Origin of the sequence: Lachnoclostridium sp. An76 (assembly GCF_002161355.1) — a bacterium.
Lineage (GTDB): Bacteria > Bacillota > Clostridia > Lachnospirales > Lachnospiraceae > Mediterraneibacter > Mediterraneibacter caccavium.
Genome location: NZ_NFHL01000001.1, coordinates 298,445 through 315,321, shown reverse-complemented (window position 1 = coordinate 315,321; position 16,877 = coordinate 298,445). Strand labels below are relative to the sequence as shown.

The window sequence follows — 16,877 nt, the reverse complement described above, 5'->3', positions numbered from 1 at the left end:
CCGGGAAAGACCATGACAGATATCTGATGTGGCGGGAGATGTATGGTGGAAAAAGAGACGGAGAAGCTTAGTGATAATATGTGGAAAGATCTGGAACAGATCGCAGAAAATGTACATAACGCATGGGCACAGGAGCGGTTGCGGCAGGGGTGGAGATACGGAAGTATATATGACAGGACGGATAAGACACATCCATCGCTGATCCCTTATGGAGATCTGACAGAACTGGAAAAACAGGTGGACAGGGAAACAGCCCTGCAGGTGATCCGCAGCCTGATCCGCCTGGGATACCGGATCGAGAAGGAATGAAAGATGAGGTAGACAGTATGGATGAGAGGACAGAAAGAGAATACAGATACGATGCATTTATATCTTACCGCCATCTGCCCCTTGATATGGCAGTGGCGGTAAAACTGCAGTCACTTCTGGAGACATACCGTCCGCCGAAGAACCTGACCGGCCTGAAGAGAAACAGGATAAAAAGAGTGTTCCGGGATCAGAGTGAACTGCCGACAAGCGGAGATCTGGGAAGTGACATACGGCAGGCGCTTCTGGATTCCCGCTACCTGATCGTAGTCTGTTCGGAAGAGACGAAAAATTCTCTGTGGTGTATGGAGGAGATCCGTATGTTCAAAGAGGCTCACCACGGGCACACGGATCATATTCTCCCGCTGCTTGTCTCGGGGGAACCTTCAGAAGTATTTCCGGTGGAACTGCTCTGGGAGCGGAAGCGGACAGAAGTGTCCGCCGAGACCCTTACGCAGGAAGAATGGGTGAGGATAGAGCCTCTGAGTGCAGATGTGCGGGCAAAAAGCAGGAAGGAGAGCCTGAAAAAGCTCCGTATGGAATTTTTAAGGATTGCCGCGCCTCTTCTCGGCTGCAGTTTTGACGGACTCTATCAGCGGCATCAGAAAAGGCGGCGGCGCAGGATAATGGCAGCGGCGGGAGGAAGCGCGGCGATTATCCTGTCAGTTCTTATGATCGTATCTGTCTTTGCATATAGGACGTGGGTGTCAGAGGGGAATTACCGGGAGATGCTCGCCGGGGAATATATCCGTGAGGCCGGTGAATATGCGCTGGAAGGTGATATCCAGCATGCGCTGCTCTACTATACGGAAGCGCTGTCGGCAGATCCGGGAGCAGATTCCGCGTCTGCCGGGGCGGCGCTCCTTCTGCAGGAGTATCTTTGGCCGGTAAAGTCAGGGGAAGTAGATGGAACACTCCGGGAAGACCAGATAATTTCCCGGGAAGATCCTGATCCCGGCCGTGGGACATTACTGTCTGAGCATGGCGGCGTTTTTCAGACATTTTTGTCGGGGGATACTCTTACCTTTTATGATTCTGCGTCCGGAAAATCTTATCGGACGGAAAAGCCTTCAGAATATAGCCGGGGATGTGAACCGGATGAATATGACCTTGAGATTTATGACGTATCAGCTGTCATGTATGCGGGAAATCGGGCAGCTGTGGCATATGGAGGTCTTATACATATCTATGAACTCACAGAGGAGGGAGAAGCACTGGAGACAGCCAGGGCGGATCTGGCAGATGTCTTTCCGGAAGATGCGGGGAAAGGATCTATTTCTCTTTCAACCAGGATATGGCTTTCTGAAGATGGCTCTGTACTAATAGCGAGTACGGGCGCACACGCGGCAGTTTATGAAACAGAAGATCTTACTCTGCGGGCATCTGTCCGGCAGCTTTTTTATGGATTGTCTGATGCTGCGGTAAGCCTGGATAATCGGTTTTTTCTGTTGGCTTACAGTAATATGTATGCTTTGGATTACAGAAATCCGGGGAGCTATTTTCAGGTTTATGATATGGAAGGAAACTGTGTGTTTGCTTCGAAGGAACGTTCTGGAGAAGCAATTCGGGGAGCCGTATTCCATCCTGAGGACAGCTCTCGGGTCATCGTGTGGGACAGGGAGAATGTCCGGTATTGGAACTGGGAGAACGGGAAGCAGGAAGCTGCTCCGATATGTGTCTCTTCTGTCGCGTCTGCGGCGTTTTCCGAAGGGGAAAGAATTCTCATAGATAACGGAGCGGGAACTGTGTCTGAATATCAGTACGCGTCTCTGGACTCTGCGTATACAGGAAACGGCTCTGCGCGTCAGGACAATATGGGAACAGAAGGAAATGTGAGCAGTCCTGTCATTATGGAGAACGGAATGTCTCTGGTGCTTGAGTATGGCAGCCTCTGTCTTCTGGACGAGGACGGAGAGACAGCAGATACCGTTGAGATCGCTGACCCGGTGGCAGGAGAAATGGTATGGTCTCCTCAGCAAAAACAGGTATATGTGTATAACCGTTATCAGCCCTTCCTTGTCTGTGCGGCTGTGGATACGGGCGAAGGAACGCTTGGAATGCCGGAGGAGCTTGATATCCGCGGGATTCCGGCGGCATCCTTTTGGTTTGAGCCGGGGCTTACGGTAATCGGGACAGGGGAAGGAAACTTGCTTGTTTATGACGGTACAGACGTTCCGGTTTGGGAGATCCTCCCCGAACATACGGGGAAAACAGAACTGATCTGTTCGGATAGAGAAGGGACATATCTCGCTGTGGCTGTCACCACGATCTTGGAGGAAGCAGGACAGGGCGCATTTTCAGAAAAGGGGAGCATAGAGCTTTATGATCTGGAGAATGGGATCCTGACAGCTTCTTTTGAAGAACAGGATGTTATTGATACGTTAGCATTTGATGAGAACGGAGCGCTTCTGTGGAGCTGCGGGGATATACAGGCCTCACGGCAGATCCGGATGCCAGCGGCAGATGAAACAGCGATGCAGTTCCTCAGAGAACTGTGCTGTTTAGACCTGGAGAGAGAAAACGTGATCATCTGCAAAGATCCGGGACCTTCCGGATTTACTATGGGAAGCTGGGATGAGAACTTTGCCGGATGGACAGTACGGGAAATCCAGGAAGAGCAGGATCCAGATGATGATCAGGAAGCAGGCGCCGAAAGCGGTACATTTACAGAGCGAGCTGCGGAACTTCATGAAGCAGAGGATTATGGCACAGAAGAATGGTTTTCAAGGTGTGACAGCCTCTGGCAGGAAATGCTGGACGGTACGCAGGATTTTACTGTAATCGAGATGGATTACTTTTACAGAGACTGCCGGATTGCAGCGATGGGAGCGATGGAAGAGAGGCTGATGCCCTGCCTGGAGGCATATATCACCCTTTTAGAGCAATGCCTGCTGGAAGCAGAAGAGGGGGAGCCTATCTATACTGAGCTGAATACAAATTTCCTTGATACTTTTGACCAGACTTTACTGGCGGATGAAGCACTTGTAAAGGCGTACCGAAGTCTGGGTTCTGCCTCTCTGGATGATGTGGATTTCAGTGTGGTTGAAAGGATCGTTGATGATCCCTATAATCTGGAGGCTTCGGATGAACTGATGGAATACTGTTCGGCGTTGGAGATGCTTGTTACGGCGGATCTTTTCGAGAGCGGAACCTCGGAGTATATGGATGATCTTCTTTTAGCGGGACAATTTCCCTATATGAGTACAGTGACCGCCTGGGCAGAGATCACTCAGTCTCTGCTTTCTGGAGATGCGGAAAATGCGGCTGCAAAGGCAGATGAAACAATTGCAGAATTAATAGAGATTGGCGCGCAGGAGAATGTGATCGAAAGCACAGTTACTGGCTGGATGACTTCTGCGGGCGCGCTTTCCTGGCGGGAGCAGATTGATGAAACTGTATTGAATGAATTCCTTGAGAATATTTCTGCGGACTGCGGGATTGAAGTTACTGCGGTGACAACAGAGGCACAGGCAGCCGGACTTCAGGTCAAAGACCTGATCATTGGAGTGAGGGGAAAACGGATCGCAGGAGAAAACCATTTTTCCAGACTGTTGGATCAGGAGCAGGACAGATGGATCGAAGTCATGCGGGACGGAGTGGTAATCAGGCTCAATCTGCCGGCAGACACAGGATTTTCCGGGAAAATGACTGTGAGAACGGATGGCTGAATGACAGGAGAGAGAAAGGATCATGACAGAGGACCGTTATATTGCATTTATCAGCTACAGGCATAAGAAACTTGACGCTGCGGTTGCGAAAAGACTGCATCGGCTGCTGGAACATTACCGCGTACCGGTGCGGTTACGGAAAAATGGAGAGAAGAGGCTTGGAAAAGTGTTCCGTGATGAGGATGAACTGCCTATTTCCAGTGATCTTAATTCCGATATTTATACCGCCCTGGACAGATCTGATTTTTTGATCGTAATCTGTACACCGGAGACGCCAAAGTCCATGTGGGTAAGAAGAGAGATCGAGTATTTCCGGGAGCATCATGACGGAAGCCATATTCTTGCCGTACTTGCGGATGGGACGCCGGAAGAGTCTTTTCCAGATCTGCTGACACACCAGCGCAATCCGGATGATGGATCAGTGCGGGAGGTGGAGCCGCTTGCGGCAAATATTTCAGGGGATAATGCGGCGGCTGTCCTGCGAAAATTACAAAATGAATTTATCCGTCTTGCAGCAGCAATACTGAGATGTCCATATGATGCTCTGTGGCAGCGCGAGAGAAGATACCGTCAGCAGAGAATATCAGTTGTGCTGGGCGGAACCGCAGTGATCGCTGCTGCATTTGCAGGAATGCTTGTGAAAAAGAATGCGGACATAGAGGAACAGTACCGGCGTTCACAGGAAAATGAGTCCTATGCGCTTGCTCTGCTAAGTGAGCAGTACCTTGCGGACGGGGATCGATATTCTGCGGTGGAAAGCGCACTGGCAGCACTGCCGCAGGGGAAAGATGATAGTCGTCCGCCGTCTGCTGGGGCTGAGTATGCCCTGAGCAATGCCCTCTATGCATACTGTGACAGCGCAATGCGCGTGGACTGCATGATCCATCAGGATACACCGATTACCGATATGGTCGTGTCTTCAGACGGCAGTCTGGCTGTCACTGTTGATGAATTCGGATTCGTGAGAGGATACAATGGAAAAAACGGCGGCTGCTTATGGGAGCATATGCTGGAGGATGTGGAAGGAAAACAGGGAGTGCTCTTTCTTCCTGAAAACGGCAGCAAGGTTTTTTGTGACAGCTTTTCGGAAATGGTTCTTCTTGATACAAAGACGGGAGCAGAGAAGCAGCGTATTGACTATGAACAGATTTCCTCCGCTGAAAAAGCAGTCTCGGCAGACGGGGAAATGATAGCTGTGTATGAACAGTATAAAGCAGACGGGGAAGTGGAAGAAGATGAAAAGATCAGTTTCTATTCTTCTTCCACTGGCAGTATTCTGGCACAGACAGAGAATATGGAGCTGACTGATGAAGGGACTTCTCTCTCCGACGTTTGTTTTTCTCCGGATGGGCGCTTTTGTCGCCGTTATATCTTATGGGAGAACATGCAGCTGTCTGTTTTTATGATACCTGCGCAGTTTATTTTAATTTTCATACGGGAGAAGCTAAGCTCGTACACAATCTGCCGGTCCCTGTGTTGAGCGCATACTGGAAAGACGGAAGAGAATTGGATTTCCGGGTGGTTATGGAAAATGGAAGCTGCGGTACTCTTAGCATCGGTTTACTTGAATTTGAGTATGGGTATGGAGATTCCTGGACAAGCGGTATCAACCTGAACTATGCTTTGTCATGCGGAGGTCTGGAAGGAGAATTTGTATTCGGGATCCCGGATGATGACAGAAGCAATGTGGTTATATTGAGAAAAACAGGGGATAAGAATTATATGGATCCGATGACGGATGAAAATGAAGAAAGATCTTCTGATTATATCCATTGCTGGGACCGGATGTATCCGTTCCCCTCAGGAGATATTATCCTTGCGGCGGATCTGTATGGTGATGTGCTGTGGTTTTTGGATGCTTCCACACTTGTTCCAAGATCATCGGCAGAGGTGCCGGAAGAATATAATGATATCAGAGGAATGGAGTTTTTTGGTTTTTCTGCTGATGAGCAGAAACTGATCTTCAGTGAGTCGGTCTATGACATAGGAAATGACCGATTTTACAGATACGAAGATCTGGATGAGCATGGCGGTCTCCATATGTGTACGGCTCCGAAAGCGGCGGGCAGCCCTGTGTTCTCAGCAGACATTGACTTGGACGAGGATTATACCTATGTTCTGTCATGGTGGGTAGATGGAGAAAAGAAAAAAAGTACGGCTCTCCCTTATGAAGGGAGTATTTATGGGATTGATCGGGATGACCCCAAAAACGTAAGTCTTCATATTGGCGCAAATGGCTGTGCTGTTGTAACTTTGTACGAAAGTATAGGCGGAAAGGAATTAACCGGATATGCGGTTTTTTCTCTGGAGAAGGAAGAATGGCGCTTTATTGAAAGCCATTGCAGAGAGGAGATGAGTCCTGCTGTATGTGTTGGTGAAGTCAGGTCGTGGATCGCTTCGCTGGAACCTGATGGTTGCCTGAGGATTTATAATACGGAGAGTGGAAAAACAGAGCAGGAGATTGAGTCAGATATCCCTGCGGAGATGGTCAGTGAGATCCGGTTTGCCGTAGATGACCGTTATATACTAATGTGGGATAATACCTATACTGTTTCAATATATAATACAGAAAATGGGGAAAAGGAAGGCAGTATCCGTCTGCAGGGAGCAGGCGGGGAGTCGGAATTTGCCGTGCTTGAAGAGAGTGGAGGACAAACCATGTATTTGTGGGATCTTACAGGCGAAACACAGGGAGTAAGAATATCCATGGAGGAATGGACCCAGACAGCAGCGATTCCTGGGATGAGAACCTATCTGCCCGATACAAAAAAGATCATAAAGTCTGATATGGAAAGTGATCAGATCCGCGTTTATCCGGCATATACATTGGAAGATTTGATAAAAAAGGGGAGGGAACTGACAGAAGACAATCATTCCTGACCTTCTTAGCCGAGCGGCTTAATTATTGACTTAAAACAGTAATTTAGCCGTTCGGCTTTGTTTTTTTCTCCGTTTCATCCGTTATACTTTACAGAAAGCTTTCAGACCAATTTTATTACCCTGTTTTACAGAAAGGAATTGCACGTGTTTCACTACAGATCACCAGACCGGATCATTTATGACGAAGAATATACGGACAGGCTGATCCGGGAGAATTACGCGGATATCTACGCGTACTGCTTCCGGCACCTGGGGCACAGGGAGACTGCCGAGGATCTCACCCAGGAGACATTCCTCAGATTCCTAAGGAATGTGGAGCGCTACCGGGAATACGGGAAAATCAAAAACTATCTGTATGTGGTCGCCGGAAATGTGATCCGGGATCATTACAGGAATCAGAAGGAAATTCCCGTTGAGCAGGAGCTTCGTGCAGAGCGGGATCCGAAGCCGGACATGGCTGTGGAGCATGCCGCGGAGCGGGTCGGGGTGAGGGAAGCGCTTGCCGCTTTAGAGTCCCCGGACAGGGAGATCGTGATCCTGCGGTATTATCAGGAACTGAAGATCAGAGATATTGCAGCTGTGATGCGCATGCCGGCGTCCACGGTGCGCTACCGGCTGAAGGCGGCGGAAAAAGAGCTGCGGCGCAGGCTTGAAAAAGGAGGCGGAACAGAATGGACAGAAAACTGAAGCAAAAACTGGATCAATATACGGTCCCCGGTCACAGTGAAAAAGCGCTGGAGGAGACGATATACAGAGCGCGGGAGCTGACGGCATGGATCAGCCGCACAGGCGATGAGAGGATGACAATGGGGCAGTTCTTTTTTGACCAGTGCCGATTCGTCCGTCCCCATACATGGCTGCTGAAAGCAGGGCTGGCCCTGCTCATGGCTGTATGGCTGCCGGGGAGTATCACCGGATCGGAAATCTGGTTCTGGACAGTGGTTTCCCTTGCCGGGCCGCTCCTGTGCCTGATCAATGCAAATGATCTTGGCGGCTTTTTCCAGCCGGGTATCATAGAGATCCAGATGACGGCAAAATATTCGCTCCGGCATGCGTTCCTGGCGCGCCTGACTCTGTTCGGAGTGATCGATGCGATCGTGATCGGCGCTGTGTCAGCAGTGATGACCGCCTGCGGCACAGCGGCGGCATGGCAGGTGCTCCTGTACAGTACGGTCCCTTATCTTCTGATGTGCACGGGATGCATGGTGATCTTCCAGAAGGTCAGGGAAGAGAGCACGCTGTTTTGCTGCGCGGCATGGGCGGTGCTGCTTGCCGGTGGACTTCTGGCTTCGCAGTCCATGGGATGGCAGATTTATGACGCAGAGACAGCGTCCGCCTGGCTTCTCGCAGGGGCCGCGGCTATGGCGGTGGCAGTCTGGCAGACAGCAAAACTGATAAAATATATGGGAGGAAATGTGGATGAGATTAACATTGGAACGATTGTCTAAGCAATTTAAAAACCGGATCGCAGTGGAGAATGTAAACGCAGAACTGACCGAGGGGATCTATGGATTCCTCGGCGCGAACGGAGCGGGGAAGACGACGCTGATGCAGATGATCTGCGGGATCGTGGCCCCCACGTCCGGGGAGGTAAAGCTCAATGGTAAAAATGTAACAGAGATGGGAGAACAGTTCCGGGACCTGCTGGGATACCTGCCCCAGGAGTTCGGCTACACGCCCGGGTTTACGGCGGAGGACTTTATGCTCTATATCGCTTCGGTCAAAGGGCTGGATCCGCGGTATGCAAGGAGAAGGACAAGGGAACTGATGAAACTTGTCAGCCTGGAAGGGGACATGAAGCGGAAGATCCGCACCTTTTCGGGCGGGATGAAGCGCAGGCTCGGGATCGCCCAGGCACTGTTAAATGACCCGAAGATCCTGATCATGGACGAGCCAACCGCGGGGCTTGACCCGAAGGAACGGGCGTATTTCCGAAATGTGATCGCAGAGATGGCGCAGGATAAGATCATCATTATCTCCACGCATATCGTCTCCGATATCGAGTATATCTCCGACCAAGTGATCCTCATGAAGAAAGGGCGCTTCATCCTCCAGGGGACGACAGAAGAACTGACCGCTGAGGCAGAGGGCATGGTCTGGTCCTGCCAGGTACCTGTCCGGGAATGGGCTGCCTTTGAAAACAGCCATACAGTCGTAAATTCCAGAAATCTGGGAGAGCTGGTGGAGGCGAGAGTGATCAGCCCGGAACGGCCCTGCGCGGATGCGGAGCAGGCGGAGCCGACTCTGGAGGATCTTTATCTGAAATGCTTTTCCGATGAGCTGGGAATGCTGGAACAGAGCAGCGGGAAGAAAAGGAGGGGACGATCATGAAGAGAATGATATGGTATGAGTGGAAACGGATCTGGGGCAGCCGGCTGACACAGTTCGCGGTGCTCGGGTGCGCCCTGTTCCTGGCGTTCAGCGTATTCTCAAATATCCGCCTGATCTTTGAGACAGATGCAGACGGACAGAAAGTGACCGGCCTGGAGGCAGTGCAGGTCCAGAAGGAAAACCGGAAGGAAGTGACGCTGGATCAGGAGACCGTGGACGCGGTCGTGGACGAATACCTGGCATATACAGAGGATCCGGCGACTGCTTCGGACGACAGGGATCTTGCGTACTTATCAGAAGAGATGTATGTGAAATGGTATCTTCCCAATCTGCCGGTCCTGCATCTGATCGATGGAGCGTACCGCGCTTATCCGGAACAAAGGAATGATCCCATGAGAGACGTGTTCCTGCAGAGCCGGGGGAAAGATTTCAGCGAGGCGAGAAAAGAGCGTGTGTGGGAAAACCTGGAGAATGCGGTAAGCCTGGGCGAGATCACAGAGGAAGAGGCGGACTGGTGGGATACGAAGGATGACGCTGTGGGGGAAATGTCATACGTATATAACCGGGCATGGTGGGAGATCATCAACAGTGCGTCCCTGACCATACTGGTCATGCTTGTGGTCTGTATCGGGACAGCGCCTGTATTTGCAGGCGAGTATCAGTCAAAATGTGATTCCCTGCTGCTGAGCATGAGATACGGGAAGAGCAGGCTGATCCTGGCGAAGCTTACGTCTTCCTTCCTCTTTACCACAGTCGTGTACTGGGGTTGCATGGGGCTGTTCACGGGGATCTATCTGGCGGTGCTTGGCACGGACGGATGGAACCTTCCGGTCCAGGCGCTCGGGGAGAATGTTTCGATCAGCTATGATCTGACCTCCATCCAGGCGTGCGGGCTGGTCCTTGCCATGGGGTATGTACTGACACTGGGACTTGCCGGCGTGGTCCTGCTCCTGTCATCCCTTATGAAAAATCCGTACGGCGTGGTGATCACTTCCGTCCTGTTCCTGTGCGTGCCGCTTTTCCTGTCGCTGAACGAAGGCGGCTATGTGTGGAAGCATCTGCTCGGGCTTTTGCCGGAGAAGATCGCGGACTTCGGGTTCTGGTCGTACATGGTTTACAGGATCGGAGGGCTGACTGTGACATGGCCTGCTGCCGCAATGATCGTCAACGGAGTGTGCGCGGTGCTGCTGTCCGGACTGGCGTACGGCTTCTTCCGCAGGCACCAGGTGAATAAGTAGGGCGGACAGCGGGCGTAAGAGCAGGCAGTTAAGGAAACAGGCATCAGGCGGATGGCTGAAATGTTCTTGACAACTCCTTATAAACTCTTCAAAATATCTTTGTGGAACGGTACGAGGCCACAGAAGGGTTTGTAAGGAGTTTTATTTTATGAATATCATCAATATCGAACATATCAGCAAGATCTACGGCGAAAAGACTATATACGAAGACGCCTCTTTCGGCATCCAGCAGGGGGATAAGATCGGCATCGTAGGGATCAACGGTACGGGAAAATCTACCCTGCTCAGGATGATAGCAGGGGAGGAGACGCCCGATGAGGGTCAGATCATCAGGCAGAACGGGCTTAAGATTGCCTATATCCCGCAGAATCCTGTATTTCCGGAAGGTGAGGATATCCGCTCCTATGCCTTGTCTGAAAGAAATGGGGAGGACTGGCAGGTGGAGAGCAATCTGACGGAGCTTGGGATCACGGACCTGGACCAGGAGATCGCACATCTCTCCGGCGGACAGAAGCGAAAGGTGGTCCTGGCAAAGACTCTTGCCGGGGATTTTGACGTGCTTCTCCTGGATGAGCCCACGAACCATCTGGACGGGGAGATGATCACCTGGCTGGAGGAGTATCTGCGGGGATACAGGGGGACCATCCTCATGGTGACCCATGACCGGTATTTCCTGGACCGCGTGACGAACCGGATCCTGGAGATCAGCCGCGGGAAGATGTACGGGTATGACGCGGATTATTCCGGGTTCCTCGAGCTGAAAGCGGCAAGGGAAGAGATGGAGCTTGCCTCTGAGCGGAAGCGCCAGAGTATCCTGAGGATGGAGCTGGAGTGGGCGAAGCGCGGGTGCCGAGCCAGATCCACGAAGCAGAGGGCAAGGCTGGAGCGGCTGGAAGCGCTGAAAAACGGAAAAGCGCCCGCACAGGACCAGACCGTGGAGCTGGGCTCTGTGGAGACCCGGATGGGGAAGAAGACCATCGAGCTCCATCATGTGAGCAAGCGCTATGGGGACAAGAAGATCCTGGAGGATTACAGTTATATCGTGCTGAAAAACCAGAGGCTTGGGATCATCGGACCGAACGGGTGCGGGAAGTCCACGGTCATGAAGCTGATCGCCGGGCTGGAGGAGCCGGATTCCGGGAAGATCGAGATCGGGGAGACGGTCCGGATCGGATATTTCGCGCAGGAAGAGCAGCATATGGACGACGGCCAGCGGGTCATTGATTATGTAAAGGACATCGCAGAATATATCACGACCACAGACGGGAAGATCAGCGCCTCCTCCCTGCTGGAGCGCTTCCTGTTCACGCCGGATATGCAGTACGCTCCCATCGGCAAGCTCTCGGGCGGGGAGAAGCGGCGCCTTTATCTCCTGGGCGTCCTGGCGGAGAATGCCAATGTACTCCTGCTGGATGAGCCGGGAAACAATCTGGACATCCCGACACTGACGATCCTGGAAGATTATCTGAACTCCTTCTCCGGGATCGTGATCGCCGTCTCCCATGACCGCTATTTCCTGGACAATATCGCGGACCGGATCCTGGAACTGGACGGGGAAGGGCATGTGACCCAGTACGAGGGCGGATATACGGACTATCTGGAAGCAAAGACACGAAAAATGGCATCCGCTGTATCCGCTGACGGTACGGGGGACGCCGGCGCAGCGGGAAGATCCCGGCAGAAAGGTGATCCGGCGCAGAAAGGGAGCGCGCCGGGTGATACATCGGAAACTGCGAAAAAAAGCGGAAAGAGCTGGAAACAGGACCAGCCCCAGAAACTGAAATTTTCTTATAAAGAGCAGAGGGAGTACGAGACCATTGACGACGACATTGCCGCGATCGAAGCAAAGCTTGAGACGATCGGGCGGCAGATCGAGGCGAACGCCACCAATTCCGTAAAGCTTAAGGAACTGCTGGAAGAGCAGGAAAAGACACAGGGAGAACTGGATGAAAAGATGGAGCGGTGGGTGTACCTGAACGATCTGGCAGAGAAGATCGCGGAACAGGGGTGACCGGGGGATGGAAAGTTCCTGCTGCAAAATTGCGAATAACTTCTTGACAAAGAAACACACAGTTGATAATATTATTAAAGACAAAACAGATTGCACTCTGTTTTTTGGATGAGAAAGGGAGAAGACGATGAGAAAGCAGGTATTTTCTTTGCTCGTAGACAATAATCCCGGCGTATTGAGCCGCATATCAGGGCTGTTCAGCCGCCGCGGATACAGCATCGACAGCATCACTGCCGGTATGACAGCAGATCCGAGATTTACGAGGATCACGGTTGTATCATCCGGGGACGAGCTGATCCTGTCCCAGATCGAGAAGCAGGTCAGAAAGCTCGAGGATGTGGTAGATATCAAGGTACTGAAGGACGGGGAATCCGTGTACAGAGAGCTGATCATGGTGAAGCTCCGCGCCAATGCCGCGCAGAGAGGTGAGATCATCTCCGTGGCGGACATCTTCCGCGCGAAGATCGTGGATGTGGAGGAAGATTCCCTGATCGTGGAGCTTACCGGGACACAGAGCAAGCTGGAAGCGTTTCTGAATCTCCTGAAAGGGTATGAGATCCTGGAACTCGCAAGGACAGGGATCACGGGGCTTTCCAGGGGAAGCAGCGATGTGGCTTACCTTTAAGCATCGGATCTACATACCGGGAAGCAGTCCGGCAGGCACTTAGCCAGGAGAAGCCGGAAGGCCTGTAAGACAGGTAGTAAGAGGGCAGAACCTTTCACTATACATACACTGCCGGAGGGACCGGCAGATCTATCGCCGGAAGAGCCGGCAGAGTTTAATGATTTTAGGAGGAATGCAAAATGGCAGCAAAAATTTATTATCAGGAAGATTGTAACCTTTCCCTTCTGGAAGGAAAGACCATCGCGATCATCGGCTACGGCAGCCAGGGACATGCGCATGCGCTGAACTTAAAAGAATCAGGATGCAATGTCATCATCGGTCTCTATGAGGGAAGCAGATCCTGGGCAAAAGCTGAGGCACAGGGATTTAAGGTATATACAGCGGCAGAGGCTGCAAAGCAGGCAGACATCATCATGATCCTGATCAATGACGAGAAACAGGCTGCATTATATAAGAATGATATCGAGCCGAACCTGGAAGAAGGCAACATGCTTATGTTTGCCCACGGATTTAACATTCATTTCGGACAGATCGTGCCGCCGGCAAATGTTGACGTTACGATGATCGCTCCGAAGGCTCCGGGACATACAGTAAGAAGCGAGTATCAGGCTGGAAAAGGAACACCGTGTCTGGTAGCGGTAGAGCAGGATTACACAGGAAAAGCGCTTGACAAGGCTCTGGCATACGGTCTTGCCATCGGCGGAGCAAGGGCTGGTATCCTTGAGACAACATTCCGCACAGAGACAGAGACAGACCTCTTCGGTGAGCAGGCAGTCCTCTGCGGCGGCGTATGCGCTCTGATGCAGGCTGGTTTCGAGACTCTGGTAGAGGCAGGATATGATCCGAGGAACGCTTACTTTGAGTGTATCCACGAGATGAAGCTGATCGTGGATCTGATCTATCAGTCCGGATTTGCAGGAATGAGATACTCCATCTCCAACACTGCAGAGTACGGCGATTACATCACAGGACCGAAGATCATCACAGAGGATACAAAGAAAGCGATGAAGAAGATCCTTTCCGATATCCAGGATGGTACATTCGCAAAAGACTTCCTGCTCGACATGTCAGAGGCAGGCGGACAGGCTCACTTCCGCGCGATGAGAAAGCTTGCTGCCGAGCATCCGTCAGAGAAGATCGGAGAAGAGATCCGCAAGCTGTACAGCTGGAGCGATGAGGATAAACTGATCAATAACTAATGAAATAAGATACTGCTCCCGGGAAGGGACAGAGGATATGTGCGAACAGATGCCCGCCGGCGTTCCTGCCGGGCGGGCATCTGTTCATCTGTTATGGAAAGGGGAGAAACAGAGGAATGGCTGACAGCGGAAATGCCAATGATTTCAGCAAGGGGAGCATTGCCCGGAATATCATGGATCTTGCCGTGCCTATGACACTGGCGCAGCTGATCAATGTGATGTACAGCATCGTTGACCGGATCTATATCGGGCATCTCCCGCAGGCGTCCGCACAGGCGCTGACAGGGATCGGGCTGTGCCTGCCCATCATCACGATCATCACAGCCTTTGCCAATTTCTTCGGCATGGGCGGGGCGCCTCTGTGTTCGATCGCAAGAGGCGGGCATGAGGAGAAGCGGGCGGAGAAGGTGATGGGAAATTCTTTTACCATGCTCCTGATCTCGGGTGCGGTCCTGATGGCAGTCTGTCTGCTCTTTAAAGAACCGCTCCTGTACCTTTTCGGCGCCAGTGAAGCAACTTATCCGTATGCGGACCAGTATATCACAGTCTATATCTGCGGCACTCTGTTTGTCATGACCAGCCTGGGCATGAATAATTTCATCAATGCCCAGGGATTTGGGAAGACGGGCATGTTGACAGTGCTGCTTGGCGCGGTGATGAATATCATCCTGGATCCTGTTTTCATCTTCGGCCTGGGAATGGGCGTGAGAGGGGCAGCGGCAGCGACGATCCTCTCGCAGGGGGCGTCCGCCCTCTGGGTCTTCCGTTTCCTGACAGGGAAGAAAGCGCTGCTCAAACTGAGCGGGAAATCGATGAAGCTGGAAGCGGGACTGGTCAAAGAGATCACGCTCCTGGGGACCTCCGGTTTCGTCATGTCTGTGACGAACGGGACCGTCCAGATCGTGTGCAACGCAGTGCTCGCCCGACATGGAGGCGACCTGTATGTGGGGATCATGACTGTCATCAATTCCGTACGCGAGATCATTACCATGCCTGTCACCGGCCTGACTTCCGGGGCACAGCCTGTCATCGGGTATAATTACGGGGCAGGGTGTTATGGAAGAGTGAAGTCTGCGATCAAGTTTATGAGCATCGGCTGTATCGTGTTTTCTCTGGCGGTCTGGGCGGTGCTGTTTTTCGAACCCAGATTTTTCCTGCATCTGTTTACGCAGGAGACAGAGCTGATCGAGGCGGGGATCCCGGCGATGCGGATCTATTTCTGCGGGATCTTCATGATGGCGCTGCAGTTTGCCGGTCAGTCTACTTATGTGGCGCTGAACCGTCCGAAACAGGCAGTATTTTTCTCCCTGTTCCGCAAAGTCATCATCGTAGTGCCGCTGACCCTGCTCCTGCCGCTGATCGGCGGGCTGGGGACAAACGGCGTGTTCCTCGCGGAACCGGTCTCAAATATAGTGGGCGGCACGGCAAGTTTTGTCACCATGCTGATCACCGTATGGCCCGGGCTGAAAGAAAACAGGACATAAATATTTCAGAATATACTGCATGCTGCTCCCTGATGTGATAAAATATTTCCAGAGATAACTGAACGGATACAAATACAGAAGGGAGCGAAGAGTATGGATGAACGATTTGTGGACCTGAGGTCAACGAAAAACCCGAAAGCACGTATCAAGATGCTGAGCGGGCATTTTGCGACAAAGAATTCGCATGTGAACACGTACATAGATATGTCTACCGTCAAGACCCGCCATAACAACGCGCGGGAGACCGCCAGGACTCTTGCGGAAGAGTATCTGACAAATACAATGGTGGACACGATCGTCTGCCTGAAAAACACAGAAGTGATCGGGGCATTTATGGCAGAGACTCTCGCAGACAGCTCCAATATGTCCATGAGCGCGGGAAACAATATCTCTGTCGTTACCCCGGAGTTCGACTTCACGGGACAGATCCTTTTCCGGGAGAACAGCCAGAGGATGATCGAAGGGAAACAGGTGCTCATCCTCACGGATTCCATGGCGACCGGCACACTGACCATGCAGGCGATCGAATCCGTCCTGTATTACAGAGGCAGGGTGTGCGGGATCTGCGCGGTATTCAGCGCGATCTCAAAAGTAGCGGGAGTAGAAGTAAAGACGATCTTCACCAGCTCAGATCTCCCGGATTACCATGTATACAGCGCGCATCAGTGTCCTATCTGCGATGCGGGAGTGAGGCTGGACGGGATCGTGAACAGCTTTGGGTATGCGAAATTGTAAAAAAGGGGTCAGACCCCTTGCACAAATTATATTGCGAAATTAAAAAGGTCAAAAAAAGAGACATCCGCCTGACGGTGCGGATGTCTCTTTTTTTACTCTTTTCTATCAAATAAGAAGCAAATTAAGCAATGCCGTTAACAGCTTTTGACAGACGGGAGATTTTTCTGGAAACAGTCTTTTTGTGGTAAACACCCTTGCTTCCTGCTTTGGAAATCTCAACGATCGCTGCGTGCAGCGCTGTCTTAGCAGCCTCTGCGTCCTTCTGAGCAATAGCAGCGTCAACTTTCTTTACAGCTGTTTTTACTTTAGACTTGATTGCTTTGTTTCTTGCAGCCTTTGTCTCGTTTACTAAAATTCTTTTTTTAGCAGACTTAATGTTAGCCAATCTGTACACCTCCAA

At 51.7% G+C, this 16,877-nt stretch carries 14 protein-coding genes; 13 read left to right on the top strand and 1 reads right to left on the bottom strand.

Annotated elements, in window-relative coordinates; genetic code table 11:
• The first annotated feature begins 42 nt into the window (after positions 1–42).
• The 13 genes from B5G27_RS01515 to B5G27_RS01455 all read left to right on the top strand — a co-directional run bounded on the left by B5G27_RS01515 (position 43) and on the right by B5G27_RS01455 (position 16,477).
• A complete protein-coding gene (locus tag B5G27_RS01515) occupies positions 43–309 on the top strand; it encodes a RyR domain-containing protein (protein WP_087177216.1) in 267 nt (88 codons plus the stop codon).
• Positions 310–326: 17 nt separating this feature from the next.
• Positions 327–3,974 carry a TIR domain-containing protein gene (locus B5G27_RS01510; protein ID WP_162611160.1) on the top strand — a complete coding sequence of 1,216 codons (3,648 nt, stop codon included), beginning with the start codon at positions 327–329 and terminating at the stop codon, positions 3,972–3,974.
• Positions 3,975–3,996: 22 nt separating this feature from the next.
• Positions 3,997–5,454, top strand: coding sequence for a toll/interleukin-1 receptor domain-containing protein (locus B5G27_RS01505; protein ID WP_087177214.1), 1,458 nt, complete (start codon positions 3,997–3,999; stop codon positions 5,452–5,454).
• Positions 5,451–6,854 (top strand): hypothetical protein, encoded by a 1,404-nt coding sequence (locus B5G27_RS01500; protein WP_087177213.1) that lies wholly within the window; start codon positions 5,451–5,453, stop codon positions 6,852–6,854. Before B5G27_RS01505 ends, B5G27_RS01500 begins: the two co-directional genes overlap by 4 nt.
• A 144-nt stretch (positions 6,855–6,998) precedes the next feature.
• Entirely contained in the window at positions 6,999–7,541 is a 543-nt protein-coding gene (locus tag B5G27_RS01495) for an RNA polymerase sigma factor (protein WP_162611158.1), read from the top strand.
• Positions 7,526–8,302, top strand: coding sequence for a hypothetical protein (locus tag B5G27_RS01490; RefSeq protein WP_087177211.1), 777 nt, complete (start codon positions 7,526–7,528; stop codon positions 8,300–8,302). The genes B5G27_RS01495 and B5G27_RS01490 overlap by 16 nt, the downstream gene beginning before the upstream one ends.
• Positions 8,274–9,185, top strand: coding sequence for an ABC transporter ATP-binding protein (locus B5G27_RS01485; RefSeq protein WP_087177210.1), 912 nt, complete (start codon positions 8,274–8,276; stop codon positions 9,183–9,185). The genes B5G27_RS01490 and B5G27_RS01485 overlap by 29 nt, the downstream gene beginning before the upstream one ends.
• Complete coding sequence (locus B5G27_RS01480) at positions 9,182–10,423, top strand: hypothetical protein (RefSeq protein ID WP_087177209.1); 1,242 nt, start codon at positions 9,182–9,184, stop codon at positions 10,421–10,423. The genes B5G27_RS01485 and B5G27_RS01480 overlap by 4 nt, the downstream gene beginning before the upstream one ends.
• Positions 10,424–10,571: 148 nt before the next feature.
• A complete protein-coding gene (locus tag B5G27_RS01475) occupies positions 10,572–12,434 on the top strand; it encodes an ABC-F family ATP-binding cassette domain-containing protein (protein ID WP_087177208.1) in 1,863 nt (620 codons plus the stop codon).
• 127 nt (positions 12,435–12,561) lie between these two features.
• Complete coding sequence (ilvN, locus tag B5G27_RS01470) at positions 12,562–13,059, top strand: acetolactate synthase small subunit (RefSeq protein WP_087177207.1); 498 nt, start codon at positions 12,562–12,564, stop codon at positions 13,057–13,059.
• A 179-nt stretch (positions 13,060–13,238) separates the two neighbouring features.
• The gene (gene ilvC, locus B5G27_RS01465) at positions 13,239–14,258 is read left to right on the top strand and encodes a ketol-acid reductoisomerase (RefSeq protein ID WP_087177206.1); all 1,020 of its coding nucleotides are present in this window, start codon (positions 13,239–13,241) and stop codon (positions 14,256–14,258) included.
• 116 nt (positions 14,259–14,374) lie between these two features.
• Positions 14,375–15,742, top strand: a complete 1,368-nt coding sequence (locus B5G27_RS01460) for an MATE family efflux transporter (protein WP_087177205.1) — start codon at positions 14,375–14,377, stop codon at positions 15,740–15,742.
• A 93-nt stretch (positions 15,743–15,835) separates the two neighbouring features.
• The gene (locus B5G27_RS01455; protein WP_087177204.1) at positions 15,836–16,477 is read left to right on the top strand and encodes an orotate phosphoribosyltransferase; all 642 of its coding nucleotides are present in this window, start codon (positions 15,836–15,838) and stop codon (positions 16,475–16,477) included.
• Positions 16,478–16,598: 121 nt separating this feature from the next.
• Here the strand turns inward: B5G27_RS01455 and rpsT are convergent, their stop codons facing one another.
• Complete coding sequence (gene rpsT, locus B5G27_RS01450; protein ID WP_087177203.1) at positions 16,599–16,862, bottom strand: 30S ribosomal protein S20; 264 nt, start codon at positions 16,860–16,862, stop codon at positions 16,599–16,601.
• Positions 16,863–16,877: the final 15 nt, after the last annotated feature.

Bases quoted from the DNA above. Each gene is read 5' to 3' on its own strand.
- B5G27_RS01490 (WP_087177211.1), top strand. From the start codon at position 7,526: ATGGACAGAAAACTGAAGCAAAAACTGGATCAATATACGGTCCCCGGT.
- B5G27_RS01480 (WP_087177209.1), top strand. From the start codon at position 9,182: ATGAAGAGAATGATATGGTATGAGTGGAAACGGATCTGGGGCAGCCGG.
- ilvC (WP_087177206.1), top strand. From the start codon at position 13,239: ATGGCAGCAAAAATTTATTATCAGGAAGATTGTAACCTTTCCCTTCTG.
- B5G27_RS01485 (WP_087177210.1), top strand. From the start codon at position 8,274: ATGAGATTAACATTGGAACGATTGTCTAAGCAATTTAAAAACCGGATC.
- B5G27_RS01505 (WP_087177214.1), top strand. From the start codon at position 3,997: ATGACAGAGGACCGTTATATTGCATTTATCAGCTACAGGCATAAGAAA.
- B5G27_RS01515 (WP_087177216.1), top strand. From the start codon at position 43: ATGGTGGAAAAAGAGACGGAGAAGCTTAGTGATAATATGTGGAAAGAT.
- B5G27_RS01455 (WP_087177204.1), top strand. From the start codon at position 15,836: ATGGATGAACGATTTGTGGACCTGAGGTCAACGAAAAACCCGAAAGCA.
- ilvN (WP_087177207.1), top strand. From the start codon at position 12,562: ATGAGAAAGCAGGTATTTTCTTTGCTCGTAGACAATAATCCCGGCGTA.
- B5G27_RS01510 (WP_162611160.1), top strand. From the start codon at position 327: ATGGATGAGAGGACAGAAAGAGAATACAGATACGATGCATTTATATCT.
- B5G27_RS01460 (WP_087177205.1), top strand. From the start codon at position 14,375: ATGGCTGACAGCGGAAATGCCAATGATTTCAGCAAGGGGAGCATTGCC.
- B5G27_RS01475 (WP_087177208.1), top strand. From the start codon at position 10,572: ATGAATATCATCAATATCGAACATATCAGCAAGATCTACGGCGAAAAG.